This is a genomic window from Streptomyces bambusae, assembly GCF_020532645.1.
In the GTDB taxonomy this organism is placed as follows: domain Bacteria; phylum Actinomycetota; class Actinomycetes; order Streptomycetales; family Streptomycetaceae; genus Streptomyces; species Streptomyces bambusae.
Map to the genome: position 1 here is coordinate 38,959 of NZ_JAJAUZ010000040.1, position 22,932 is coordinate 61,890.

The 22,932-nt window shown below is 74.4% G+C and carries 24 protein-coding genes and 1 riboswitch; of the genes, 10 read left to right on the forward strand and 14 right to left on the reverse strand.

The features are described 5' to 3' along the window. Nucleotides 1–3: 3 nt before the first annotated feature. The 4 genes from LG634_RS25190 to LG634_RS25205 all read right to left on the reverse strand — a co-directional run bounded on the left by LG634_RS25190 (nt 4) and on the right by LG634_RS25205 (nt 4,285). The gene (locus LG634_RS25190; protein WP_226736642.1) at nt 4–1,209 is read right to left on the reverse strand and encodes an amidohydrolase family protein; all 1,206 of its coding nucleotides are present in this window, start codon (nt 1,207–1,209) and stop codon (nt 4–6) included. Between the two features lie 77 nt (nt 1,210–1,286). Further along, complete coding sequence (locus tag LG634_RS25195) at nt 1,287–2,594, reverse strand: amidohydrolase family protein (RefSeq protein WP_226736587.1); 1,308 nt, start codon at nt 2,592–2,594, stop codon at nt 1,287–1,289. A gap of 9 nt (nt 2,595–2,603) precedes the next feature. Next, nucleotides 2,604–3,488 (reverse strand): SDR family NAD(P)-dependent oxidoreductase, encoded by an 885-nt coding sequence (locus tag LG634_RS25200; protein WP_226736589.1) that lies wholly within the window; start codon nt 3,486–3,488, stop codon nt 2,604–2,606. Continuing rightward, the gene (locus LG634_RS25205) at nt 3,488–4,285 is read right to left on the reverse strand and encodes an acetoacetate decarboxylase family protein (protein ID WP_226736591.1); all 798 of its coding nucleotides are present in this window, start codon (nt 4,283–4,285) and stop codon (nt 3,488–3,490) included. Before LG634_RS25205 ends, LG634_RS25200 begins: the two co-directional genes overlap by 1 nt. A 125-nt stretch (nt 4,286–4,410) precedes the next feature. Between LG634_RS25205 and LG634_RS25210 the strand changes: the two genes are divergently transcribed. The 6 genes from LG634_RS25210 (at nt 4,411) to LG634_RS25235 (ending at nt 11,051) form a co-directional block, all read left to right on the forward strand. Then, nucleotides 4,411–5,046 (forward strand): TetR/AcrR family transcriptional regulator, encoded by a 636-nt coding sequence (locus LG634_RS25210; RefSeq protein WP_226736592.1) that lies wholly within the window; start codon nt 4,411–4,413, stop codon nt 5,044–5,046. Between the two features lie 246 nt (nt 5,047–5,292). Continuing rightward, a complete protein-coding gene (locus LG634_RS25215) occupies nt 5,293–7,983 on the forward strand; it encodes an MXAN_6230/SCO0854 family RING domain-containing protein (RefSeq protein WP_226736595.1) in 2,691 nt (896 codons plus the stop codon). Between the two features lie 91 nt (nt 7,984–8,074). Next, nucleotides 8,075–9,058: a DEDDh family exonuclease gene (locus LG634_RS25220; protein ID WP_226736596.1), complete on the forward strand. Its 984-nt coding sequence runs from the start codon at nt 8,075–8,077 to the stop codon at nt 9,056–9,058. Between the two features lie 63 nt (nt 9,059–9,121). After that, nucleotides 9,122–9,355, forward strand: coding sequence for a metallothionein (locus LG634_RS25225; RefSeq protein ID WP_075972011.1), 234 nt, complete (start codon nt 9,122–9,124; stop codon nt 9,353–9,355). A 114-nt stretch (nt 9,356–9,469) separates the two neighbouring features. Next, nucleotides 9,470–10,285 carry an SURF1 family cytochrome oxidase biogenesis protein gene (locus LG634_RS25230; protein ID WP_226736599.1) on the forward strand — a complete coding sequence of 272 codons (816 nt, stop codon included), beginning with the start codon at nt 9,470–9,472 and terminating at the stop codon, nt 10,283–10,285. 10 nt (nt 10,286–10,295) lie between these two features. Further along, nucleotides 10,296–11,051 carry an SDR family oxidoreductase gene (locus tag LG634_RS25235; protein WP_226736600.1) on the forward strand — a complete coding sequence of 252 codons (756 nt, stop codon included), beginning with the start codon at nt 10,296–10,298 and terminating at the stop codon, nt 11,049–11,051. Nucleotides 11,052–11,091: 40 nt separating this feature from the next. On the opposite strand, the gene amaP is transcribed toward LG634_RS25235, so the two are convergent. The 8 genes from amaP to LG634_RS25275 form a co-directional block, all read right to left on the reverse strand. Next, on the reverse strand, nt 11,092–11,646 hold the full coding sequence (amaP, locus tag LG634_RS25240; RefSeq protein WP_226736602.1) for an alkaline shock response membrane anchor protein AmaP: 555 nt from the start codon (nt 11,644–11,646) through the stop codon (nt 11,092–11,094). 7 nt (nt 11,647–11,653) lie between these two features. Further along, the gene (locus LG634_RS25245; protein WP_226736604.1) at nt 11,654–12,235 is read right to left on the reverse strand and encodes a DUF6286 domain-containing protein; all 582 of its coding nucleotides are present in this window, start codon (nt 12,233–12,235) and stop codon (nt 11,654–11,656) included. Further along, entirely contained in the window at nt 12,232–12,603 is a 372-nt protein-coding gene (locus LG634_RS25250) for an Asp23/Gls24 family envelope stress response protein (protein ID WP_226736606.1), read from the reverse strand. The genes LG634_RS25245 and LG634_RS25250 overlap by 4 nt, the downstream gene beginning before the upstream one ends. 4 nt (nt 12,604–12,607) lie before the next feature. Then, nucleotides 12,608–12,793 (reverse strand): hypothetical protein, encoded by a 186-nt coding sequence (locus tag LG634_RS25255; protein ID WP_226736608.1) that lies wholly within the window; start codon nt 12,791–12,793, stop codon nt 12,608–12,610. A 10-nt stretch (nt 12,794–12,803) separates the two neighbouring features. Next, nucleotides 12,804–13,229 (reverse strand): Asp23/Gls24 family envelope stress response protein, encoded by a 426-nt coding sequence (locus LG634_RS25260; protein ID WP_226736610.1) that lies wholly within the window; start codon nt 13,227–13,229, stop codon nt 12,804–12,806. Between the two features lie 119 nt (nt 13,230–13,348). After that, nucleotides 13,349–14,128 (reverse strand): enoyl-CoA hydratase/isomerase family protein, encoded by a 780-nt coding sequence (locus tag LG634_RS25265; RefSeq protein WP_226736644.1) that lies wholly within the window; start codon nt 14,126–14,128, stop codon nt 13,349–13,351. A gap of 121 nt (nt 14,129–14,249) precedes the next feature. Next, nucleotides 14,250–14,471, reverse strand: coding sequence for a helix-turn-helix domain-containing protein (locus tag LG634_RS25270; protein ID WP_007263382.1), 222 nt, complete (start codon nt 14,469–14,471; stop codon nt 14,250–14,252). Between the two features lie 351 nt (nt 14,472–14,822). After that, complete coding sequence (locus LG634_RS25275) at nt 14,823–16,421, reverse strand: ABC-F family ATP-binding cassette domain-containing protein (protein WP_226736611.1); 1,599 nt, start codon at nt 16,419–16,421, stop codon at nt 14,823–14,825. A gap of 269 nt (nt 16,422–16,690) precedes the next feature. On the opposite strand from LG634_RS25275, the gene ypfJ reads away from it, so the two are divergent. Then, complete coding sequence (gene ypfJ, locus LG634_RS25280; RefSeq protein WP_226736613.1) at nt 16,691–17,581, forward strand: KPN_02809 family neutral zinc metallopeptidase; 891 nt, start codon at nt 16,691–16,693, stop codon at nt 17,579–17,581. Nucleotides 17,582–17,654: 73 nt separating this feature from the next. After that, nucleotides 17,655–18,050 (forward strand): VOC family protein, encoded by a 396-nt coding sequence (locus LG634_RS25285; RefSeq protein ID WP_226736615.1) that lies wholly within the window; start codon nt 17,655–17,657, stop codon nt 18,048–18,050. A gap of 48 nt (nt 18,051–18,098) precedes the next feature. Here the strand turns inward: LG634_RS25285 and LG634_RS25290 are convergent, their stop codons facing one another. Continuing rightward, entirely contained in the window at nt 18,099–19,505 is a 1,407-nt protein-coding gene (locus LG634_RS25290) for a hypothetical protein (protein WP_372482489.1), read from the reverse strand. A gap of 171 nt (nt 19,506–19,676) precedes the next feature. Continuing rightward, nucleotides 19,677–20,804 carry an alpha/beta hydrolase gene (locus tag LG634_RS25295; protein ID WP_226736617.1) on the reverse strand — a complete coding sequence of 376 codons (1,128 nt, stop codon included), beginning with the start codon at nt 20,802–20,804 and terminating at the stop codon, nt 19,677–19,679. 296 nt (nt 20,805–21,100) lie between these two features. Between LG634_RS25295 and LG634_RS25300 the strand changes: the two genes are divergently transcribed. Further along, on the forward strand, nt 21,101–22,369 hold the full coding sequence (locus LG634_RS25300; protein ID WP_226736619.1) for an inorganic phosphate transporter: 1,269 nt from the start codon (nt 21,101–21,103) through the stop codon (nt 22,367–22,369). Nucleotides 22,370–22,398: 29 nt separating this feature from the next. Continuing rightward, complete coding sequence (locus tag LG634_RS25305) at nt 22,399–22,620, forward strand: hypothetical protein (RefSeq protein ID WP_226736621.1); 222 nt, start codon at nt 22,399–22,401, stop codon at nt 22,618–22,620. A gap of 151 nt (nt 22,621–22,771) precedes the next feature. Next, a riboswitch (cobalamin riboswitch) is annotated at nt 22,772–22,895 on the forward strand. Nucleotides 22,896–22,932 lie beyond the last annotated feature (37 nt).

Sequence of the window (22,932 nt, forward strand, 5' to 3'; positions counted from 1 at the left end):
GGGCTACCAGACCCGCACGGACCCCCCGCGTGCGAAGGCCGGGCTGGTGGCGTCCGCCGGGATCGCGGTGAGCGGTTCGGCGATCTCCGCCACCGTCGGGCCGTGCTTCGCCGCGATCGGGTCGAGCAGGGCGAGGTCGAAGCCGTAGACGCGGGCGGCGTTGCCGCCGGCCATGGCCGCGACCTCGTCCCGCGGCAGCCCCGCGTAGGCGATCCGCAGGCCCTCGCGGGAGTACGGGGCGGTGCCCTCGTCGTGCGGGTAGTCGCTGCCCCACATGATCTTGTCGAGGCCGATCCGGTCCCGGAGCGGCACCTCGTGCGGGCGCATGAAGCTGGCGCCGACGAAGCAGTTGTCCCGCCACACCTCGCTCGGGCCCTTGCCCATGGAGTCCGCGAGCCCGGCGCCGAACTTGGCCTCCGCGGTGGCCGCCCGCGTCGCCGCGGACACCAGCCGGCCGTGGTAGTAGTCCAGCATGTCGAGCACGCCCGGGATCCAGCCGGAGCCCTGCTCGGTGAGGACCAGCTTCAGACCGGGGTGGCGGCGGAAGGCCCCGCCGAACACCAGGTGCCACAGGGCCCGGTGCGAGAACCAGGTGGTCTCCACCATGAACACGGCCCGGGCCGCCGGCTCCGGCCCCAGCGGCGGGGACGCGGACCCGCCGTGGTGGTTGACGGGCACGTCCAGCTCCGCGCACACCGCCCAGATCGGGTCGTACACCTCGGAGTACAGCTCGGGTACGGAGGAGCCCGGCGGGACGCCCGGCAGCAGGATGCCCCCGGTCAGCCCGGCCTCCCGGGTGCGGCGGATTTCGGCCACTGCCGCGTCCACGTCGTTGAGGAGGATCTGCACGACGCCCGCCCGGCGGCCCGGCGCGTCCGCGCAGAAGTCGGCCAGCCACCGGTTGTGGGCCTGGAGTCCGGCCCGGCGCTGCTCGTACTCGGCGCGGGTGGGCGGCTGCGCCATCAGGGCCGCGTTCGGGAAGAACGGCGGGATGGTGTTGGGGAAGACCACCTCGGCGACGATGCCGTCCGCCTCCAGCTCGGCCAGCCGGCGGGCGGAGTTCCAGTTCCGGTCGGCGGTGTCGGCGAGGAGGTCCTCGTACGGGTTGACGTAGCCGGCCGCCCAGGCGTCGAAGTCGTCGTGGTGCCGGCGTTCCAGGTACGGCCGGTAGTCGAGCAGGTCGGCGCCGGCGTGGCAGTCGGCCGAGATGACGGTGTAGCGGTCCGCCCCCGGGTCCGCGGCCGGGTCTGCTCCCGGCTCCGCGGCCGGGTCCTCGTTCGGGCCGGTCACTCCGCCACCCCCAGGACGGGGAAGTCGTGCCCGGTCAGCCAGTGCCGGCCGGTGTCGCGGGAGCGCGCCCAGGAGGCCTCGACGGCGGCCTGGTCGGCCGGCTGGCCCAGCTCCGCCGGGGTGGGCCCGATCCGGCGGGCCAGCGGGGCGAGCTTCCCGGTGTCGAAGCCGAAGACCTCGGCGGCGGCCAGGCCCAGCATCCGCCGGGTCTCGGCGACGGGGATGTCGTGGAAGGTGTTCCGCAGCCACTGCCGGGTGCTGGGCCAGGTGCCCTCGGGGTGCGGGAAGTCCGAGCCCCACAGGATGTTGTCGACGCCGATCTCGTAGCGCTGGGCGAGTTCGCGGCGCTTGGTGTTGGTGGCGCAGACGAACACCTGGCGGTCGAGGTACTCGCTGGGGGGGCGGGTGAGTTCCGCGAACGGGGAGAGCTTCTTGCCGCCGTGGGCGCCGAGGTAGAGCCGGTCCATGAACCACAGCAGGTTGGGCAGCCACCAGCAGCCGGACTCGGCGACGCCGAACTTCAGCCCCGGGTGCCGCTCGAAGACCCCGGACCACAGCAGGAACCACAGCGGCCGGGCCGGCCACCAGGTGACCTCGGAGACGTAGATGCCGAGGTGGTCGCCGTACTCGTGGCGTGGGGCGGCCCCGGAGTGGGTGACGACGGGCATCCGCGTCTCGGCGGCGGCCGCCCACACCCGGTCGTAGCGCCGGTCGTGGTACGGCGGGTGGTCCACCCACATGGAGGGGATCATCAGGGCGCCGAGGCCGGACTCCCTGGCGCGGTGGATCTCGGCGACGACGGCGTCCGGCTCGGCGGTCACGGGCAGCAGCGCGACCCCGCAGTGGCGTTCGGGGTTCTCGGAGACGAAGTCGGCGAGCCAGCGGTTGTGGGCCCGGGCGCCGGCCATGCCGAGTTCGGGGTCCTGGTCGCCGGAGAGGCCGAGGCCGACGCCGAAGGGGGCGGCGGTCTGGCTGTCGACGGCGTCCGCGTCGGGGAAGACGACCTCGGCGGCCACCCCGTCGCCGTCGAGCTCCTTCAGGCGCTGCGCGGTGTCCCAGCCGCCCCGCAGGCCCTCTTCGTGATCGTGGAACCACTTGGCTGCGAAGGCCTCGTTGCGGACGCCGAGGCGGGTGGCCTCCTCGCGGCGGGCGCCCTGGAGGCCGAGGAACTCGTCGAAGGCGCGGTGGTACCGGGAGTCGAGGTAGGGGCGGTACTGCTCGGTGGGCAGGCCCGCGTGGCAGTCGGAGGAGATGATCAGGTACGGGTCTTCGTACGCGGTGTCCCGCGCGGCGTCGTCGGTCACGTCGGCCCCTCAGTCGAGGATGAAGCGTTCCAGGTAGGCGGGGTTGGCGCGGTCGAGCATCGACTGCGACCGGGCGCGGATCTGGCGGTCGCTGTGCTCGCTCTCGGGGAGCATCCAGAAGCGGCCGGCCCGGATGCCGTCGACCACGTGCGCGGCGACCTCCTCGACCGGGGTGAAGACGACCTCCTGCCCGGCGGCGCGCATGGCCTCCTCGTACTGGCCGAGGGTCCGGTACGGGGTCTTGCGGGGGCGTTCCTTGGCGTACCGCTCGGGGCGGTTGCGGTGGGACTCCCAGAGGCCGGTGCGGAGCATGTGCGGGCCGGGGAAGAGCACGGAGGCGCCGACGGCGGCGCCCTCGGCCTTGAGGTGGGCGTACAGGGACTCGGTCATGGTGACCACGGCCGCCTTGGTGACGGCGTACACGGAGGCGGTGGGCAGCGGGGCGATGCCGCCGTCGCCGGAGGAGGTGTTGACGACGTGGCCGGGCTCGCCGGAGGCGATCATGCGGGGGACGAAGGCCTGGATGCCGTGGAAGACGCCCCAGACGTTGACGGAGAAGGCCCACTTCCAGTCGTTGGGCTCGTGCTCCCACATGCGGCCTTCGGCGCCGGAGCCGACGCCGGCGTTGTTGCACAGGACGTGGACCGCGCCGAAGGCGTCGTACGCGGCGTCGGCGAGGGCGGTCACGGACGCGCGGTCGCTGACGTCGACGGTCCGGGCGAGCACCTCGGCTCCGCCTGCGGCCAGCTCTTCGGCGGCCTTGCGCAGGGCGCCTTCCTCGACGTCGCCGAGGACGACCCGGAGGCCCTCGGAGGCGAAGCGGCGGGCCAGGGCGAGTCCGATGCCGCTCGCGGCGCCGGTGACGACGGCGGTCTGCCCCGGTTCGAGGCGCATCACACGCTCCCCTCGGGCGGGCCGTCGTAGGCCTGCCGGGGGTCGTCGTACCGCTGGTGGAGGTAGGGCAGCAGGGCTTCGGCGCTGACCCGTTCGGCGACCCTGCCCTGCTGGTCGGTGGTCTTCTCGCCGATGGTGATCTCCACCAGGCGGCGTACGGTGAGGTCGGCGACGGGGTCGTACATGGACTCGCGGAGTACCACGTCGCCGGTGACGCTCTCCAGCCTGCGGACCTTCTCGTTGCGGGTGCAGTGGACGAGCACCGGGTCGCCGTCGAAGCCCGAACCGTCCACGGCGGGCAGGAACTTGAAGTAGAAGTCGGTCTTCTGCACCGGCTCGGGCAGCGGCAGTTCGGCGCCGACCGCACCGCGGACCTCGACGAAGGCGATGCCGTGCCGGGCGAGGGCGGCACGGACGACCAGCCCGTCCCGCTCGACGGTGACCTCGCCGAGCTTCTTGGGCTCGCCGAACACCTCGCGGCCGCCGGTCAGGGCCCGCTCGTGGGTCATCGGCATGACCAGCGGGTACCAGCCCTCGACGTCGCCGTGCCGGGCGGCCACGGCCACCGAACCGGCGCCGAGCGGGTAGCCGGGCAGGTCGACCTTGCTGATGTTGGCCCGGACCAGGGGGCGCTCGGCGGGCTTGAGGGGCGGCGGGAGGACGGCCGCCACCACGTCGGGATCGGTCTCCCAGACGGCCACCACGCCGGTGGACCAGATGTCGGGGAGCTTGCTGCTCGTGCGCCGCGCCGCGGAGATCTCCGCCTCGGTGCGGGCGCCGTACCGTACGCGTGCCATGGGTTACCACCCTTCGTCGGGGGCTTCTGTAACACAGTTACACCGACCCCGATGAAGGGTAAAGAGGGCTGCACACACGGAAACTGACGGACAGGCAGATACGTTCCCCACGGAGCGGAGGGGGCATGGGGCGCAGTGCGCTGACCCGCGAGGAGGTGCTGGCGGCCGCCGCCGCACTGGTCCGGCAGGACGGTCCGGCGGCGCTGACCATGCGCCGGCTCGCCGCCGAGCTGGGCACCGCGGTCACCTCGATCTACTGGCACGTCGGCAACCGCGAGTCGCTGCTCGACGCGCTGGTGGAGCGGACCGTGCAGGAGATGGGTGCGGTCCGGCCGGCCGGGCGGACGCCGGCGGACCGGGTGGTGTCGGTGGCCCGGATCCTGCGCCGGGAGCTGCGCGAGCGCCCGCACCTGATCGCGCTGGTGCACGAACGCGGGCTGACCGAGCGGATGTTCCTGCCCGCGCAGCAGGCCCTGGCCCGGGAGGTGCACGCGGCCGGGCTGCGCGGTTCACGGGCGGCCGACGCGGTCCGCGCGATCCAGTTCCAGATCGTCGGCTTCCTGCTGGTCGAGCGCAACCGGGAGCGCTCCCCCGCCCAGTCCCCCGGCGAGCACGAGCTGTGGGACCCGGCCGCCGCCCCCGGCGATCCGGACCTGGCCGAGGCGCTGTCCCGGCCGCCGGACCCGGACCGGCTCTTCCTGCTCTCCGTACGGGCCCTGGCGGGCGCCCTGCTGGCGGACGGCGGCGAGCGGCCGGCCTGACGTGCCGCTCCGGCGTACGGGAAAGACAAATGAGTTGGCAGCGGCCCGGACGTGTGGTCGAATCGGAGCAACGGGGGCGGCTCCCCGGCGTGCATCCTTCTCACCTTCTCCGAAAAGCTTCGCGCGCCCTCTCTCCGCCCCCGTTTCGCACGACTTCCGCGCGCCGTGCGCGCCCCTCCGCACCCGTCTGCGGACCGGCGCCCCGCGCCCGCCGTCCCATCGCCGCCTCCCGGGGAGAATCCGCTCTTGCACGCTGCCGACTCCGTCCTGCTGCGCCGCATCCAGACCGTGTACGTCGACCACGGGCCGGCTCCGGCCGGCGGGCCGGGACCGGCACTGCGCAGGCTGGAGGCGGAACTCCTCGGCCGCGGCTGCCTGGTCTCCCCGGAGCTGCACGCCGCGCTGGCCGGCCTCCCGCCGGAGCCGCTGGCGGCCGCGCACGCCCGGCTGGCCGGCCTGGTGGACGAGCTGTTCGGCGCGCACCGCACGCACCGCCCGCTGTTCCGCGGGTTCCCGCGCGTCGCGCCGCGCGACCCGGACGCGCTGTACGTCGACCGCGTCTTCGCGCACCTGCTCCAGCGGCCGCAGCAGCCGTGCGTGCTGTGCGGCGAGGCCAAGACCGTGCGGGCCGTGTCGCCGTGCGCGCACCTGGTGTGCCGGGCGTGCTGGGCCGAGCACGAGTACGACGGCTGCCCGATCTGCCACCGCCGGATCGACGTCGCCGAACCGTTCCTGCGCGCGGTCCGCGCGGTCGGCGCGGCCCCGCCGGCCGGCCAGGGCCCGCTGCGGCTGCTGCGGCTGGGCACCGACCGGGCCGCCGACGCCACCGTGCTGGTCGCCACGCTGCTGGCCCGGCGCACCCCGTTGTCCCCGCAGGACCGCGACGACCTGCTGACGCTGCTGCCGCTGTCCCCCGCGGGCCGCGCAGTGCTGCCCGCCGAGATCCCCGTGCGCGAGACCAAGGCGCTGGTCGTCGCCACCCTGCTGGCCGACGTCCCCGAGGGGGCCGGGGCCGCGGTCCGGGCGCTGCCCGCCGAGCGGCTGACCACCGCCGGCGACGTCCTGCGGGTGCTCGCCGTGCTGTCCGGCGGGGACCCGGGGCTGCACCCGCTGCCCCGCTTCGGCACGCTGCCGCGGCGGCTGCGCCGCGAGCTGCTCGGCGTCCTGGACGGCCTGCCCGTGCCGTTCCTCGTCGAGGACCTGCTGCGCCACCCCACCGGGTGGAAGCGGGCCGCGGAGACCCTGCACCCCTTCGAGGGCCACTCCCGCCACCCCCGGGCCGCGCTCGCGTTCGCCGTGCTGCGCGGCACCCCGGTCGACACCGGTTCGGCGCTCGGCGCGGCCCTGCTGGCGACGGCCGCCGCCCACCCGGACGCGGTACGGGTGGACGCGGGCGCGGGCCGGATCCGGCCCGCCACCTGGGCCGGCCGGCTGGAACGGGCGCTGGCCGAAGGGGATCCGGGCACCGCGGCGGAGATCGCCGCGCAGCGGCCCGGCGAACTGGTGCGCCGGCTCGACCACCTGCTGCGGGTCGCGGCGGCCGGGTCCGGTCCCGGCGGGCTCCCGGACCCGCTGGCGAAGGCCCTGCACCACGGGCTGCCCAAGGTGGGGCCCGGCCCGCTGCTGTCCGCGCTCGGCGCCCTGCGGGTGCGGACGGAGGACCGCACCGGGCGGCGGCGGGTGTTCTTCCCCGCCGGCGAGGTCACCCGCGCGCTGACCGCGCCGGAGACCCGGCCGCCGCTGCCGGCCGCACTCGTCGCGCAGGCGGTGGCGCTGCTGGAGGACGAGGTGCTGCGGCGGTTCACGGCGGCGGGCGGGCCGTCCGCCGCAAACGGCCCGTCCGCCGCAGACGTCCCGGCCCCGCAGGCAGCCCCGTACGACCTCGCCGTCCTGGACTCCGGGCTGGCCGACCTGACCGTCCCCTTCACCGAGCGGTCCACGTCCAAGGCGCTGGTCGCGGTCCCCCGCGGAAGCCGGCAGCCGGTGCCCGCGGGCGAGGTGCTCCGGCTGTTCCTGCACTGGACCGAACCCACGGGCATGCGCACCGACCTGGACCTGTCGGTGGCCTTCTTCGGCCCCGAGTGGGAGTACCTCGGGCTGTGCGACTACACCACCCTGGAGTTCGGCGGGGGCGCGGCGCTGCACTCCGGCGACCTGACCTCGGCCCCGGCGCCCGACGGCGCCACCGAGTACGTGGACCTGCTCCCGGAGCGGCTGGCCGGGCAGGGCGTCCGGTACGCCGTACCGCTCGTCTTCAGCTTCAACAACGTGTCGTTCGAGGAGCTGACGGACGCGTTCGCCGGGTTCATGGCGCTGCCCGCCGACGTGCCGCGCACCGCCCGGTACGACCCGCGGACCGTCCGCCAGCGCTTCGACCTGGCGGGCGATTCGAAGGTCTCGCTGCCGATGGTGGTGGACCTGGCGGAGCGGAAGTCGCTGTGGACCGACGTCCACCTGCCGCCGGCGGACGGGTTCCAGAGCGTCGCCGCACTGGGCCCGCGGCTGGGCGAGGTGGCCCGGGACGTGTACGAGCAGTTCGGCTCGGGGGCCCGGGTGACGCTGTGGGACCTGACGGTGTGGCGGGCGGCCGCCCGTACCGGGGAGGTGGCGGTGGTCCGCCGCGCCCCGCTGCCGGGCCTGCTCGAAGAGGTGTGGACGCACCGCCGGCGGCCGGCCGAGTCCGCCGCCGCGTTCGCCCGCCGGATCGCCGCACTGGAGGACCCGGACGCACGCACGCCCGTCCACGGCACGGGCGGTGCGGACGCGGCGGCCGCCCGACTGGCCGCCGGCCGCCGGGCGTTCCTCGCCTCGGTGCACGCCGTCCCGGCTCCCGAGCGGGCGTCGGGCACGGTCTACCGGCTCTTCCCCGGGCCGGCCGCGCACGGCCCCGGCTTCCGGCAGGTCACCGCGGGCGACCTGGTGGCCGAGTTGGGGTGACCGGCTCCGGCCGCGGGCGTCACGGGGGGCGTGCGCGGCCGGAATCCGACCCCGCGGGGGACGGCGCTGTCGGTGCGGGCCCGTATCCTCTGTGACCATGCTCGACGACCGTACGACCGCAGAGACGACATGGCCGGCCGCGTACCCGCAGGGGTACGCGGTCGTCGACGTGGAGACCACTGGGCTCGCGCGCGACGACCGGATAGTCTCCGCGGCCGTCTACCGGCTCGACGCGCAGGGCAACGTGGAGGACCACTGGTACACCCTGGTCAACCCGCAGCGGGACCCGGGCCCGGTCTGGATCCACGGTCTGACCTCCGACGTGCTCGACGGGGCGCCGCTGTTCAAGGACGTCGCCGAGGAGTTCGCGGAGCGCCTCGCGGACCGGGTGCTCGTCGCCCACAACGCCATGTTCGACTGGCAGATGATCGCCCGGGAGTACGCGCGGGCGGCCACGGCCGCTCCGGTCCGTCAGCGGCTGTGCACCATCGCCCTGTCGAAGGAGCTGCGGCTGCCGCTGCCCAACCACAAGCTGGAGTCGCTCGCCGCGCACTTCGGGGTGGTGCAGCAGCGCGCGCACCACGCCCTCGACGACGCCCGGGTGCTCGCCGAGGCCTTCCGGCCGTCGCTGCACGCCGCGGCCCGCGACGGGGTGCGGCTGCCGCTGCTGGAGTGCCGGCCGCTGACCGAGTGGTCCGACACCCCGGCCGTACCGCGCATCGGGTACCAGGCCTCGTACCGCGGCGGCGGGGGCAGCTGGCGCCCGTCGCGCAAGCGCCCGCCGTGCCCGTACCCCAACCCCGGCCGGTACGAGGACGGCGAGCCGCTGCGGCAGGGCATGCGGATCGCCTTCTCGGGTGACACCTCGGTGGACCGGGAGCTGCTGGAGGACCGTGCGGTCGAGGCGGGGCTGCACGTGGCGACGAGTGTGTCGCGGCTCACCAGCCTGCTGGTGACCAACGATCCGGACTCCGCCACCTCGAAGACGGTGAAGGCGAAGGCGTTCGGCACGCCGGTCGTCGACGAGGCCGCGTTCACCCAGCTGCTGCGGGACGTGGCTGCGGCAGACGGGTGACCGTCGGGCGACGCGCCGCCGCCCGTCCGCCCGTCGGCGTCCCGCGGTCCCACCCTGTGGCGCATGGCACGTTGTGAGGTCTGCGGAAACGACTACGGCATGTCCTTCGAGGTGCACGCGCAGGGCGCGGTGCACGTCTTCGACTGCTTCTCGTGCGCCATCCACCGCATGGCGCCCATCTGCGAGCACTGCCGGGTCCAGATCATCGGACAGGGCGTCGAGGTGGAGGGCCAGTGGTTCTGCGGCGGGCACTGCGCCCGCGCTGAGGGGAAGGTGGGCATCGTCGACCACGTCTGACCCCTCTTCCGGTACGTCGGGGCCCCGGCGCGGCCGTCCCTCCCCCGCCACCCTTCGGGCGGGTGGGGGACCCCCGCGCCGGGGCCCGTGCCGTGCCCGGGTACCGTCAAAGGCGTGTACCGCTTTGTGCTGACCCGGCAGTGGGTGTCCCTCACCCTCTTCGCCCTCGTCCTCATCCCCGTGATGATCAAGCTGGGCTTCTGGCAGTTCCACCGCCACGAGCACCGGGTCGCGCAGAACGAGCTGATCGCGGCGAACCTGCGGGCGAAGCCGGTGCCGGTGACCACGCTCACCTCACCGGGCCACGAGGTGCCGCGCGCCGACTGGTGGCGGCCCGTCACGGCCACCGGCCGCTTCGACACCGCGCACGAGGTCGTGGTGCGCATGCGGACCTCCGCGGACGACAGCGTCGGCTTCCACGTGCTGACCCCGCTGGTGATGGCCGACGGCCGGGCGGTGCTGGTGAACCGCGGCTGGGTGGCCGGCGGCGGCGACGCCCGCGCCCACCCCCCGGTGCCGGCGGCGCCGAAGGGCGAGGTGACGGTCACCGGCCGGCTCAAGGCGGACGAGACCAGCGCGGGCAGCGGCATCAAGGACCGCCGGGGGCTGCCCGACCGCCAGGTCATGCTGATCAACAGCGAACAGCAGGCGGCCGCACTGAAGCGGCCGGTGCTGGGCGGCTACCTGGAGCTGACCGCTCCGGAGCCGGCCGGCGGCAGCCCCGAGCCGGTCCCCGAGCCGGACCACGACTCGATCGGCGCGCACATGGCGTACGCCGTCCAGTGGTGGCTGTTCGCGGCCGCGGTCCCGGTGGGCTGGCTGGTCCTGGTGCGGCGCGAGAAGCGCGACCGGGAGGAGGCCGCGCAGACCGCGGCCGCCGGCGGCGGGGATCCGGCGGGAGACACCGAGCCGGAGCCCGCCACCGCGTAGCGTGTGACGCATGGATCTTGGACTGAAGGACCGCGTCTACGTCGTCACCGGAGCCAGCCGCGGGCTGGGTTACGCCGCCGCCCGCGAACTGGCCGCGGACGGTGCGAAGGTCGTCGTCAGCGGGCGGGACGGGGAGCGGGCCGCGGCGGCCGCGGCCGGACTGGGCCCGGGTGCCGTCGGGGTGGCCGCCGACAACGGCGACCCGCAGTCGGCGCACCGGCTGATCGCCTCCGCCCGGGAGCACTTCGGCCGTTTCGACGGCATCCTCATCAGCGTCGGCGGACCGGCGCCCGGCTTCGCCGCGGACAACACGGACGCCCAGTGGGAGTCCGCGTTCGAGACGGTCTTCCTGGGCGCGGTACGGCTGGCCCGGGCGGCGGCGGCCGAGCTGGGCCCGGGCGGGGTGATCGGGTTCGTGCTGTCCGCCTCGGTGCACGAGCCGATCCCCGGGCTGACCATCTCCAACGGACTGCGGCCCGGGCTCGCCGGGTTCGCGAAGTCGCTCGCGGACGAGCTGGGCCCGCAGGGCGTCCGGGTGCTGGGCCTGCTGCCCTCGCGGATCGACACCGACCGGGTGCGGGAGCTGGACGCGCTGTCCGGCGACGCGGAGGCGGCCCGTGCGGCCAACGAGGCCCGGATCCCGCTGCGCCGCTACGGCACCCCCGAGGAGTTCGGCCGTACCGCCGCGTTCCTGCTGTCGCCGGCGGCCTCGTACCTGACGGGTGTGATGCTTCCGGTGGACGGTGGCGCCCGGCACGGATTCTGACCCGCAGGCCACGGCCACAGCCGGCGCCGTGCCCGCCGCGTCAGGTCACGCGGCGGGCGTGGTGGCCCGTCACGTCGAGGCGGGCCTCCGCCGGGAAGGCGGGCAGGCCCGCCGAGGTGCGGGCGTGCGGCAGGATCTCGTCGGCGAGGGCGGCCAGCACGTCGGCAGGCACGGCGTGCGGCGCCAGCCGGACCCGCAGCCGGGCCGAAGGGGTTTCGCGGCGGCCGTGCAGGGTGGCCCGGCAGTGCTCGACGCCGTCGAGCGCGTCGGTCTCGGCGGTCAGGGCGGTCTCCAGGGCGTGGCCGCGCAGCAGGGCCCAGGCGCCGTCGCCGGTGTCGACGAGGACGGCGGGCAGCCGGTTGCGGCGCAGCTGGGCGAGCAGCCACCACAGGGCGAGCAGCACCAGCACGGCGAGGGCGGCGAGCACGGCCGGCCACCACCAGCCGTGCCCGTGCCAGCGCTGCCGTTCGGCTTCGCCGAGGACCACGTCGTGCCGGCCGTCGTACGGTCCGGTGCCGGTCAGCAGGAGGACGCCGGCCCCGCCGAGGGCGAGGCCGACGAGGGCGAGCAGGATCCGGTTGGCCGCGGCGAGCATGCGCGCCTCATTCCTTCCGGGCCGGCCGGGCGACCCGTACGTGCAGGTGCGGGGGGTGGGCGAGGCCGAGTTCGGCGACGGCCACCGCCAGGACGGCTTCGAGGTCCTCGTGCACCTCGTCGAGTTCGCGGAAGTGGGAGGAAACCCGGACGCCGATGCGGGTGCGGCCGACGCGCACCTTCACGGACTGCACGCCGGCCACCTCCATGGCCCGGTCCCGCACGATCAGCCCGGCGCCCTTGCGGGTCAGCCCGGCCCGCAGCCCCTCGGGGCCCTGCATGGGCAGCACCGCGCGCAGCCCGGGGGTGAGCGCGAGGACGAGCAGGAGCGCGCCGGCGAGAATCAGGACGACGGCGGTGACGACCACACCGGTGTCGGCGAGGGTGTGGCCGGCCAGCCGGTCGGCGAGGTCACGGCGCCAGGCCATGCCGGGCCGGTGGGCGCGGACGGCGGCGATGTCGTAGAGGAACAGCGCGGCGGCGCCGAGGACGGCGGCCGCGGTCAGCGCGGCCGGCACCCGGCGGGCGGACCGGAACCGGTGCGCCCGGGCGGGGGGCGCGGTGCCGGGCGCCGGCGGCGGCGCGGTCACCGCAGCCTGGCCCGGGCGGTGGGGCGGGCGTGCACGGAGTGCAGGTGCTCGACGTCGATGTCCACCTCGGGCACGGCCATGCCGGCGAGCTGCTCGATGCGTTCGGCGACGTGCCGGCGGACGGCGGCGCACCGGGCGCCGATGTCGGAGGGGTAGCCGAGTTCGAGGCTGATGCGGACCCGGGCGATGTCGTGGTGCACGGTGACGGAGGCGTGCGGTGCGGCGCTGCCGGGCGCGGGGGCGCCGAGCGCCTCCTTGGCGGCCTGGGCGGCGATCCGGGCCACCACCCGATCGGCGATCCGGGTGGCCCCGCGGTCCGCGGGTGCGATGCGGGCGGCCCGGGAGGGCCGGGCGGCGGGGGTGGTCACGCGGTCACCGGTGCCGGTCGTCGCGCGAGCGGAAGAACTCTCCGGGTTCGAGGTCCCCGTCGAAGAACCTGCCGACGACGAAGCCGATGGCGCCGAGCGCCGCCACCAGCAGGAAGGCCCCGAACCCGCCGAAGTAGCCGGCGAACCCCAGTGCCATCCCGGCGATCAGTCCGGTCACGGCCATGCTCATCGCGCGCTCCCTACTGGATCCGGGTCTCCGGCTCGTCGTCGGCCTCGTCGGGCAGCTTGACGTCGGTCACGGCGATGTTGACCTCGACGACTTCGAGGCCCGTCATCCGTTCCACCGCCGAGACGACGTTCTCCCGTACGGCACCGGCGACGTCCCGGATCGACACGCCGTAGTCGACGACGATCTCCAGGTCGAGGGCGGTCTGCACCTCGCCGACCTCGGCCTTCACGCCGCGGGTGGGCGACGACTTGCCGCCGGCGCCGGGCACCCGGTCGCGGACCGCGCCGAGGGTGCGGGACAGCCCGCTGCCCATGGCGTGCACGCCGAGCACCTCGCGGGCGGCCAGGCCGGCGATCTTCTCGACCACGCCGTCGGCGATGGTGGTGCGGCCGCGCTCGGCCGGGGGCGGGGTCCTGCCGTGGTCGCTTTCGGTCATCGCCGTGTCCCTTCGCGCGTACGGGCTCCCCCCACCGTAAGCGCGGATACCCGGCGGCGCTTGGGGGATGCGTCGCCCGGGGGACGTCGCACCGCCCGGGCGCAGCCGGGGGCCCGGTGTCAGTCGGAGAGGCCTGCGAGGTCGCGCAGGCGGCGGGCCTGTGCGGCGCGCTCGGCGGCGCGCTGCTCCTCGTAGTCGCGTCCGGTGGCGCCGCGCAGCAGGGCCTTGGTCTCGACGACGGCGTCCCGGGGGGCGGCGAGCAGGGCCGCGGTGAGGTCCTTCACCGCGGCGGTGAGTTCGGCGGCGGGGACGACGAGGTTGGCCAGGCCGATGCGCTCGGCCTCCTCGGCGTGGACGAAGCGGCCCGTGGCGCAGATCTCCAGGGCGCGCGCGTAGCCCACGAGGGAGACGAGCGGGTGCGTGCCGGTGAGGTCCGGCACCAGGCCCAGGCTCGTCTCGCGCATGGCGAACTGCACGTCGTCGGCGACGACCCGCAGGTCGCAGGCGAGTGCGAGCTGGAAGCCGGCCCCGATGGCGTGCCCCTGTACGGCGGCGATGGTGATGATGTCGTTGCGCCGCCACCAGGTGAACGCGTCCTGGTAGCCGGCGATCGTGGCATCGAGCTGTTCGTCGGAACCGCGTGCCAGATCAAGGAAGGACGGCTCCCCTTCGAAGCCTTCGGGGGTGAACCCCTGTCGGTCGAGCCCCGCGGAGAAGGACTGCCCTTCACCGCTGAGGACGACGACCCGCACGTTGCCCGGCAGCAGCTGGCCGGCCTCCGTCAACGCCCGCCAGAGCGCGGGGGATTGAGCGTTTCGCTTGGCCGGATTGGTCAGTGTCACCGTGGCGACCGTGTCTTCGACGGTGAGCCGTACGCCGTCCTTGTCGAGCAGAGCCATCATCGCCTCCGGGGAGAGCAGCCGAGTGATAAGTGACTGCACAGTAACCACCCAGTCGGCCTCTCGGCCGACCGGGGGTCACGAAGGTGATTGACGGCGATGGTCCTCGGCTCGGCCCGGATCAGGCCGCGGCCGCCTTCTTCCCGCGCGTCGCGCCACCGCGGCCGCGCAGCGTGACTCCGGATTCGCTCAGCATCCGGTGGACGAATCCGTAGGAGCGGCCCGTTTCCTCGGCCAGCGCCCGGATGCTCGCACCGGAGTCGTACTTCTTCTTCAGGTCTGCCGCGAGCTTGTCGCGCGCGGCGCCGGTCACCCGGCTGCCCTTCTTCAGAGTCTCGGCCACCCGTGCCTCCTCATGGGAAGTGCGCTCTGGTGCTTCTCATGATCACCCCTCCCGGCCTTCCTGGCCACCCATTCGACAAGGTCCGTCGCGCGGCATTTTTCGCACGGGCCCCGGCAGCCGCCCGGCGCACACCGGCGCACGGCGGGAACCGGCAGGTCAGGAGGGCCGGGAGGACGGCACGCGGCCCCGGTCGCAGCCCGTGGTGGGCGCGGCCGGGGCCGGTGTACAGAACGCAGCGGTACGAGACCGCCTCACTCAGATGATGGATCACGCCTAAGCCGAATGATCCAGCGTGACCTGGATCACGTACCGGCGGCCGGGTGGACCGGTCCGCCGGGGCTCCGGCCGAGGTCAGGCGAGGGCCACGAGGTCCTTGTAGTCGGGTCCCCACAGGTCCTCGACGCCGTCGGGGAGCAGGATGATCCGCTCCGGCTCCAGCGCGTCGACCGCGCCCTCGTCGTGCGTGACGAGGATGACGGCGCCCTTGTACGTGCGCAGGGCGCCGAGGATCTCCTCGCGGCTGGCGGGGTCGAGGTTGTTGGTGGGCTCGTCGAGGAGCAGCACGTTGGCGCTCGACACCACGAGGGTGGCGAGGGCCAGCCGGGTCTTCTCGCCGCCGGAGAGGACGCCCGCGGGCTTGTCCACGTCGTCGCCCGAGAACAGGAACGAGCCGAGCGTCTTGCGGACGTCCACGAGGTCCAGGTCCGGGGCGGAGGAGCGCATGTTCTCCAGGACGGTGCGCTCCGGGTCGAGGGTCTCGTGCTCCTGGGCGTAGTAGCCGAGCTTGAGGCCGTGGCCCGGGGTGACCTCGCCGGTGTCGGGCTTCTCGACGCCCGCGAGCAGCCGCAGCAGGGTGGTCTTGCCGGCGCCGTTGAGGCCGAGGATGACGACCCGGGAGCCCTTGTCGATGGCCAGGTCGACGTCGGTGAAGATCTCCAGGGAGCCGTACGACTTGGACAGGCCCTCCGCGGTGAGCGGGGTCTTGCCGCAGGGCGCGGGCTCGGGGAAGCGCAGCTTGGCGACCTTGTCGGAGACGCGGACCGCCTCCAGGCCGGAGAGCAGCCGCTCGGCGCGCTTGGCCATGTTCTGCGCGGCGACGGTCTTGGTGGCCTTGGCGCGCATCTTGTCGGCCTGCGAGTTGAGGGCCGCGGCCTTCTTCTCGGCGTTCTGGCGCTCGCGCTTGCGGCGCTTCTCGTCGGCCTCGCGCTGCTGCTGGTAGAGCTTCCAGCCCATGTTGTAGACGTCGATGGTGGCGCGGTTGGCGTCCAGGTAGAACACCTTGTTGACGACCGTCTCGACGAGGTCGACGTCGTGGGAGATCACGATGAAGCCGCCGCGGTACGTCTTGAGGTAGTCCCGCAGCCAGACGATCGAGTCGGCGTCGAGGTGGTTGGTCGGCTCGTCGAGCAGGAGGGTGTCGGCGTCCGAGAACAGGATCCGGGCGAGCTCGACGCGGCGGCGCTGACCGCCGGAGAGGGTGTGCAGCGGCTGGCCGAGGACGCGGTCGGGCAGGCCGAGGGCGGCCGAGATGGTGGCGGCCTCGGACTCGGCGGCGTACCCGCCCTTGGTGAGGAACTCGGTCTCCTGGCGCTCGTACTGGCGCAGGGCCTTCTCGCGGGTGGCACCGGCGCCGTTGGCGATGCGGTCCTCGTTGGCGCGCATCTTCTTGATCAGGACGTCGAGACCGCGGGCGGACAGGATCCGGTCACGGGCCAGGGTGTCGAGGTCGCCGGTGCGCGGGTCCTGGGGCAGGTAGCCGACCTCGCCGGAGCGGGCGATGCTGCCGCCGGCGGGCTGGCCCTCGCCGGCCAGGCACTTCGTGAGGGTGGTCTTGCCCGCTCCGTTGCGGCCGACCAGGCCGATGCGGTCGCCCTTGGCGACGCGGAAGGAGGCGGACTCGATGAGGATGCGGGCGCCGGCGCGCAGCTCGATGCCGGTGGCGGTGATCACGGAAGTACTCCAGGGCGGGGTGGACGGCGGAAGGACAGCGGTGCTCGCGCGCTCGGTCGGGCGCGGCTCGTTCGACGCCGTCAGGGCACAAGGAGAGGTGACATGAGGACCAGTCTAACGGGGCGGTGCAACTGCTTTCGGGTGCTGTGAGTGGCCTCACCCGGGGCGGTCCGGGTCCCCCGTTCGGCCCTCGCCCAGCGCCGGACGGGGCGGCGCGGACCACGATGAAGGGGCCGGTGTGCGGCACGGGACGACAAGGGCGGTGCGGGATGCAGTTCGACGACGACGCCAACCTGGACACCTCGGAGGTCCAGGACGTCCGGGGCAGCCGCATCCCGGGCGGGAAGGCGACCATCGGCGGCGGCATCGCGGGCCTGATCGCGCTGGTGCTGGGGCTGCTCTTCGGGGTGGGTCCGGACCAGCTGGGGCTGTCGTCGGGCGAGGATCCGCCGGCGGCGACCGCGTCCTCGGCGGCCCAGGTGCAGACGGCCTGCCGGACCGGGGCGGACGCCAATGCGCGGGAGGACTGCCGGATGGTGGCGGTGGTCAACAGCGCACAGGACTTCTGGCGGCAGGAGTTCGCCCGGCGGGGCGGTGCTTACGCGCCGGCGCAGACGGTGTTCTTCACCGGCCGGGTGGGCACCGCGTGCGGCTCGGCCACCTCGGCGGTCGGCCCGTTCTACTGTCCGGCGGACCGGAAGGTCTATCTGGACCTGGGGTTCTTCAACGAGCTGCGGACGAAGTTCGGCGCGTCCGGCGGCCCGTTCGGGCAGGCGTACGTGGTGGCGCACGAGTACGGGCACCACATCCAGAACCTGATGGGGACGTTGCAGCGGGCCCAGGACGGGCGGCAGGGCGCGGACAGCAACGCGGTCCGGGTGGAGCTCCAGGCCGACTGCTACGCGGGGGTGTGGGCGCGGCACGCGACCCGGACCCCGGCCGACGGGACCGGGCGGCCGCTGATCACGCAGCTGACGGACGCGGACATCCGGGACGGGCTGGACGCGGCGGCGGCGGTGGGAGACGACCGGATCCAGGAGAAGTTCCAGGGCCGGGTGACGCCCGAGTCGTGGACGCACGGTTCGGCCCGGCAGCGGCAGCAGTGGTTCCACCAGGGCTACCGGACGGGCGACATGGCCCAGTGCAACACCTTCCGCTGACCGGGCACGGCCTGCTGCCACACTGTGACCCGGGTCACGCGCCGCGGGCCGGCTACGAGAGGAAGTGATCGCCATGGCGGGCGTTCCGTCCATCTGTCCGACGCTGCTCTACGACGACGCGGCGGCGGCCATCCGGCAGCTGACCGAGGCCTTCGGCTTCACCCGGGTCGCGGTGTACGAGGGGGACGACGGCAGCGTGGTGCACGCGGAGCTGGCGTACGGCAGCGGTCTGGTGATGCTGGGCAGCAAGGGCACCGGCGGGGTGTTCGACACGGTGATGGCGGGGTCCGGGCCGGCCGGGGTGTACGTGGTCGTGGAGGACGTGGACGCGCACCACGCCCGGGCGGTGGAGCACGGGGTGGAGATCCTGATGCCGCCGACCGACCAGGACTACGGGTCGCGCGACTACATGGCCCGGGACGCGGGCGGGAACGTCTGGAGCTTCGGCACGTACGCCCCGTCGGTCTGACGGGTCCGCGGTCCCCCGCCGGCGCCGGGCGCCGGCGGGGGGCGGGTGTCATTCGCCGCCGGTGTGGACCTGGAAGGCGGCCCGGCGGACGGCCTTGGCGAGGGCCGGGTCGGGGTGCGCGGCGGCGAGGGCGATGAGGACCTGCACGGTGCGCGGGTGGCCGACGGCCCGGACCTCGTCGAGGAGGCGCGGCACGGTGGTGCGGACGGCCGCGTCGAGGTGGCGCACCAGGACCTCGGCCTCGCCGTGGTCGGCGACGGCGGCGGCGGTGTCCACCCAGAGCCAGGTGCTCTCCTCGCGGGTGAGGACGTCCTGGGCCTCCTCGGGGTCGGCGCCGTCGTGCTCGGCGAGCCAGAGGAGGGCGTACGGCCGCAGGGCGGGGTCCTTGGCGGCGGCCCGGACCTCGGGTTCGGCGGGGGCGCCGACCACGCGCAGGGCTTCGAAGGCGAGGCCGCGGACGAGGGCGTCCTCGCCGCGGGCGGCCTGGAGGATTTCGGTGACGGCGCTGCCGACGGGCCGGGCGGCGAGCCAGGCGCGGTATTCGGCGCGGGCCGGGCCGGGGGTGAGCCGGGCGCAGCCGCGGAGCATGGCGGCGGCGGACTGCTCGATGTTGCCGGCCGGGCTCTGGGCGGCGACGCAGATCTGCTCCAGCTTGACCCAGACCGCCCAGCTGCCGAGCGGGGTGAGGGTGGCGCGGGCCGGGCCGAGGGTGAGGGCGTCGACGGCGCCGAGGCAGCCGAGCGCCCAGCGCAGCAGGCGGGCCAGGGAGGCCGGGTCCGGCTCGGCGCCGGTGTCCTCGGCGGGGTCGTCGTAGGGGACCTCGCAGCGCTCGTCACGGAGTTCGGCGACGCGCTGGCCGAGCATGTCGAGGAGGACCGGGACGGTGACCGGGCCGGCCGAGAGCTGGAGCAGGGACAGCAGCTGGGGCATGGCCTCGACCACCTCGGCGACGGCGGCGGGCGCGATGCCGTCGGGCGCGGGGTGGATGAGGGACCAGGCGTCGAAGACGGCGACCCAGCCGCGCAGGACGGCGGAGTCGTCGCGGTCCCAGGCGTGCAGCCGCCAGCCGGGGCGGGCGTGGCCGCCGTGCACCTCGACGAGTCCGGAGAGCCGGGCGCGGTCCCAGCCGACGCGGACCTGGCCGGACGTCAGGCCCAGCTCGGCGGAGGCCTGTTCGACGTCGGCGTCGCCGAGCAGCGGGCGGGTGCCGGGGCCTTCGGCGGCGGGGCCGGCGGTGCGCCGTTCGGCCCAGCGGGCGAGCCGGGCGGCGTCGGAGAGTGAAGCCCTGGCCCGGCGCGCGAGTTCGGCGGTGGCCGGGGTGCCCTCGGGCGGCCGGGGTGCGGGCCGGGTGCGCCGGTTCGACACCGCCGTGCGTGCCGCGGCGATGGAACGCGGCGGGACGAGTCGCAGTCTGGAGTCGCGAGCCAACTGCTCATCAGGCTTTCGGGACGTCACGTGAGCAGTCTCGCCGGTCGGCCGCCGAAAGCCCAAACGGAATGCGGCGTTGCCGCGGTGGACACAGCGGTCATACCGGGAGGACTCGCCCCGGCTCCACCGGCGGTCCGCCGGAGCTGCGGCGGAGCGCGGGCTTCACCCCAAGGGGTCGCTGCGCGTCACCCCGGGGCGTCACATCAGAGGAGTGAGGAAGCGCCGCAGGGCCTCTTCGTACGCGTGGGGCGCGGCGTTCCACATGGCGCCGTGCGGGGCGTCGGCGACCGGGTGGAGGGTGACCAGGTCGGGGCGGCGGGCGGCGAGGGTGCGGGAGAGCCCCCACGGCGCGAGGGTGTCGCCGGGCCCGTGGAAGATCAGGACCGGCACCCTCAGCCCGGCGGGGTCGGCCGCCTCGGGCAGCCGGTCGCCGCGCAGCCCGGCCCGGCCCTCGGCGGCCCGGACCGCGAGCGGCAGCAGGGGCGCGGGGGTGCGGCGGGCGGCCGCCAGGGCGCGCAGGGTCAGGTGCCAGTCGAGGACCGGCGAGTCGAGGACGAGGCCGGCGATCCGGTTCCGCAGCGCGGAGCGGGAGGCGGCGTGCAGGGCCATCGCGGCGCCGGTGGACCAGCCGTGGAGGACGACCCGCTCGGCGCCGAAGCGGACGGCGTAGCGGATCGCGGCGTCCAGGTCGCGCCATTCCGATTCGCCGAGGTGGCCGAGGCCGTCCGGGGAGGCGGGGGCACCGAGGTCGTTGCGGTAGGCGAGGTCGAGCACCGGCAGCCGCTGCTCGTGCAGGAAGGGCATGACGTTCATCGGGTGCTCGCGGGTGGCGCCCAGGCCGTGCACGGTGATCACCCAGGTCCGGCGGGCGGCGGGGACGAACCAGGCGGGCAGCGCGCCGAGCTCGCCGGGCACGTCCACGTCGGCGTGGTCGAGACCGAGGGCGCTGCGCGGGTCGCCGAGGTGGAGCTGCGGGGTGAGCCGCACCCGGGTGCCCGGGGTGAGGGCGCCGTGGCCGACGCCGATCAGCCGGCGGACCACGGTGTCGGGGTCGTGCGGGGCGTCGCCGAGCACCGGGCCGACCACGGCGTGCACGCCGGGGGCGGCGAGTCCGTAGACGCCGGGGAGCAGGGCGGACAGGGAGCGGGTGAGCGCCACCCGGCCGTCGTCGGCGGAGTGGACGCTGAGGGGGCGGCCGCCGGGCAGCGGACGGCCGGGGGCGGGCCGCAGGGCCGCGTCTCCGGCGAGCCGGCCGGCCGCGACCGCGGCGGCGCCGGCTCCGATGAGGGTCGTGACGGCCGCTGCCGTCGCTGTAGCGGTGCGCACGGCTCCAGTGTCGGGCGGGTGCGGCGGGCCGGCGACTCCACGGCGTGATCTGGATCTCTTCCGGGGGACCCCGGAAGCCCGAGAAAAGCGGTGCGCCGCCTTCCGGTCGGGTTCCGTTTACCTTTGGCTGACCTGCTGAAACTATAAAAAATAGGGTGAAAGACCATTGAATCGCCCAGGCGGGGAGGGGTCACCCCTCTGGCAGGTACACCGCCCAGCCGGTCCCAGTTCATCTTCTGTTCACTCAGGTTGCTTACGGTCGCCGAGCCACTGACCTCAAACAGAAGCCTGGGTAAATGGAGCACATAACGCTTCTCCTCGGGATCGTGATCGTTACCGCTCTCGTGTTCGACTTCACGAACGGTTTCCACGACACTGCCAACGCGATGGCCACCACCATCTCGACCGGCGCCCTCAAGCCCAAGACGGCGGTGGCCATGTCCGCCGTGCTCAACCTCGTCGGCGCGTTCATGTCCGTGGAGGTCGCCAAGACGATCTCCAAGGGCCTGGTCAACGAGGAGGGCATCCAGCCCGAAGTGATCTTCGCCGCGCTCGTCGGCGCGATCCTCTGGAACCTCCTGACATGGCTGGTCGGCCTGCCGTCCAGCTCCTCGCACGCCCTGATGGGCGGCCTGATCGGTGCCGCGATCGCCTCCGCCGGCCTGGGTGCCGTCAACGGCGACACGCTCGTCACCAAGGTCCTCATCCCGGCCGTGGCCGCCCCGCTCGTCGCCGGTCTGGCCGCGATGCTGGCCACGAAGGTCACGTACAAGTTCAACGGCAAGGTCGGCGAGAAGACCTCCGCCAAGGGCTACCGGGCCGGTCAGATCGCCTCCGCCGGTCTCGTCTCCCTCGCGCACGGCACCAACGACGCGCAGAAGACGATGGGCATCATCACCCTGGCGCTCATCGCCGGCGGCGCCATCGCGCCCGACGCCGACCCGCCGGTCTGGGTCATCATGTCCGCCGGCATCGCCATCGCGGCCGGCACCTACCTGGGCGGCTGGCGCATCATCCGCACCATGGGCAAGGGCCTGACCGACCTCCAGCCGCAGCAGGGCTTCGCCGCCCAGACCTCGGCCGCCACGGTCATCCTGGCCTCCTCGAACCTGGGCTTCTCGCTCTCCACCACCCACTCGTGCTCCGGCGCGGTCATGGGTGCCGGCCTCGGCCGCAAGGGCGGTGTGGTCCGCTGGTCCACCGCCACCCGCATGTTCGTCGCGTGGGGCCTGACCCTGCCGGCCGCCGCGCTGGTCTCGGCCGGTGCCGAGCTGGTCATGCGCGCCGGTGACGTCGGCATCGCCGCCGTGACCGTCTTCCTGGTCGGCTCCTGCCTCGCCATCTGGCTGATCTCGCGCCGCCAGGTCGTCGACCACCACAACGTCAACGACGTCGAGACGGCCGACCCGGCCGCCGAGGCCCCCGGCGTGGTCACCACCGCCATCGCGGCCGTCACCCCGCCGCCGGCCGGCACCACCGCCGCCGTCGCCGACGAGGACCTGAAGGCCACCATCCCGGCCCCGGCCCACGGCGACACCCCGGCCACCCCGACCGCCGCGGTCTGACGGCCGGACCAGAACAGAGGATCAGCAGTATGAAGATCGACTGGGCAGCTCTCGGCTCCGTCTTCGGGGTCAGCCTCGGCGCCACCGTGGCCCTCGTGGCCCTCTTCACCATCGGCCTCGTCGGCCTCTCGAAGCACGAGGCCGCCGTCGAGCAGGGCGGCACCGCCACCGTCGCCCGCACCGGCGCCTACGCCGCCTTCGCGCTCTGCGCCGCGGCCGTGGCCTACGGGATCTACCTGATCGTCAGCTGACGACCGCGACGGCTCCCCCGGAGGACTCCTCCGGGGGAGCTTTCGCGTATCCGCTGTGGGCCTGCGCACACTGCCCCTCCGCAGGTCAACGGCGAGTTGACGGGCCATCGCGGTGCGTGGTGGACTGCCCGGGCCAACACGGCGGCAGGAGAGGAAGTCCGGTGCGAATCCGGCGCGGTCCCGCCACTGTCACCGGGGAGCACTCCCCCACCGTGCGTCACGGCCCTCGCGGGCTGGAAGGCCGGGGGAGGCGCCGATCCGGGAGCCAGGAGACTCTCACCGCCGGTCACGTCGAACCAGGGCGCGGACCCT

Coding starts and splice junctions, on each gene's coding strand:
- LG634_RS25235 (WP_226736600.1), top strand. CDS start 10,296: ATGGATCTTGGACTGAAGGACCGCGTCTACGTCGTCACCGGAGCCAGC.
- LG634_RS25265 (WP_226736644.1), bottom strand. CDS start 14,128: ATGGCTCTGCTCGACAAGGACGGCGTACGGCTCACCGTCGAAGACACG.
- LG634_RS25255 (WP_226736608.1), bottom strand. CDS start 12,793: ATGAGCATGGCCGTGACCGGACTGATCGCCGGGATGGCACTGGGGTTC.
- LG634_RS25225 (WP_075972011.1), top strand. CDS start 9,122: ATGGCACGTTGTGAGGTCTGCGGAAACGACTACGGCATGTCCTTCGAG.
- LG634_RS25285 (WP_226736615.1), top strand. CDS start 17,655: ATGGCGGGCGTTCCGTCCATCTGTCCGACGCTGCTCTACGACGACGCG.
- LG634_RS25205 (WP_226736591.1), bottom strand. CDS start 4,285: ATGGCACGCGTACGGTACGGCGCCCGCACCGAGGCGGAGATCTCCGCG.
- LG634_RS25200 (WP_226736589.1), bottom strand. CDS start 3,488: ATGCGCCTCGAACCGGGGCAGACCGCCGTCGTCACCGGCGCCGCGAGC.
- LG634_RS25260 (WP_226736610.1), bottom strand. CDS start 13,229: ATGACCGAAAGCGACCACGGCAGGACCCCGCCCCCGGCCGAGCGCGGC.
- ypfJ (WP_226736613.1), top strand. CDS start 16,691: ATGCAGTTCGACGACGACGCCAACCTGGACACCTCGGAGGTCCAGGAC.
- amaP (WP_226736602.1), bottom strand. CDS start 11,646: ATGCTCGCCGCGGCCAACCGGATCCTGCTCGCCCTCGTCGGCCTCGCC.
- LG634_RS25210 (WP_226736592.1), top strand. CDS start 4,411: ATGGGGCGCAGTGCGCTGACCCGCGAGGAGGTGCTGGCGGCCGCCGCC.
- LG634_RS25305 (WP_226736621.1), top strand. CDS start 22,399: ATGAAGATCGACTGGGCAGCTCTCGGCTCCGTCTTCGGGGTCAGCCTC.
- LG634_RS25300 (WP_226736619.1), top strand. CDS start 21,101: ATGGAGCACATAACGCTTCTCCTCGGGATCGTGATCGTTACCGCTCTC.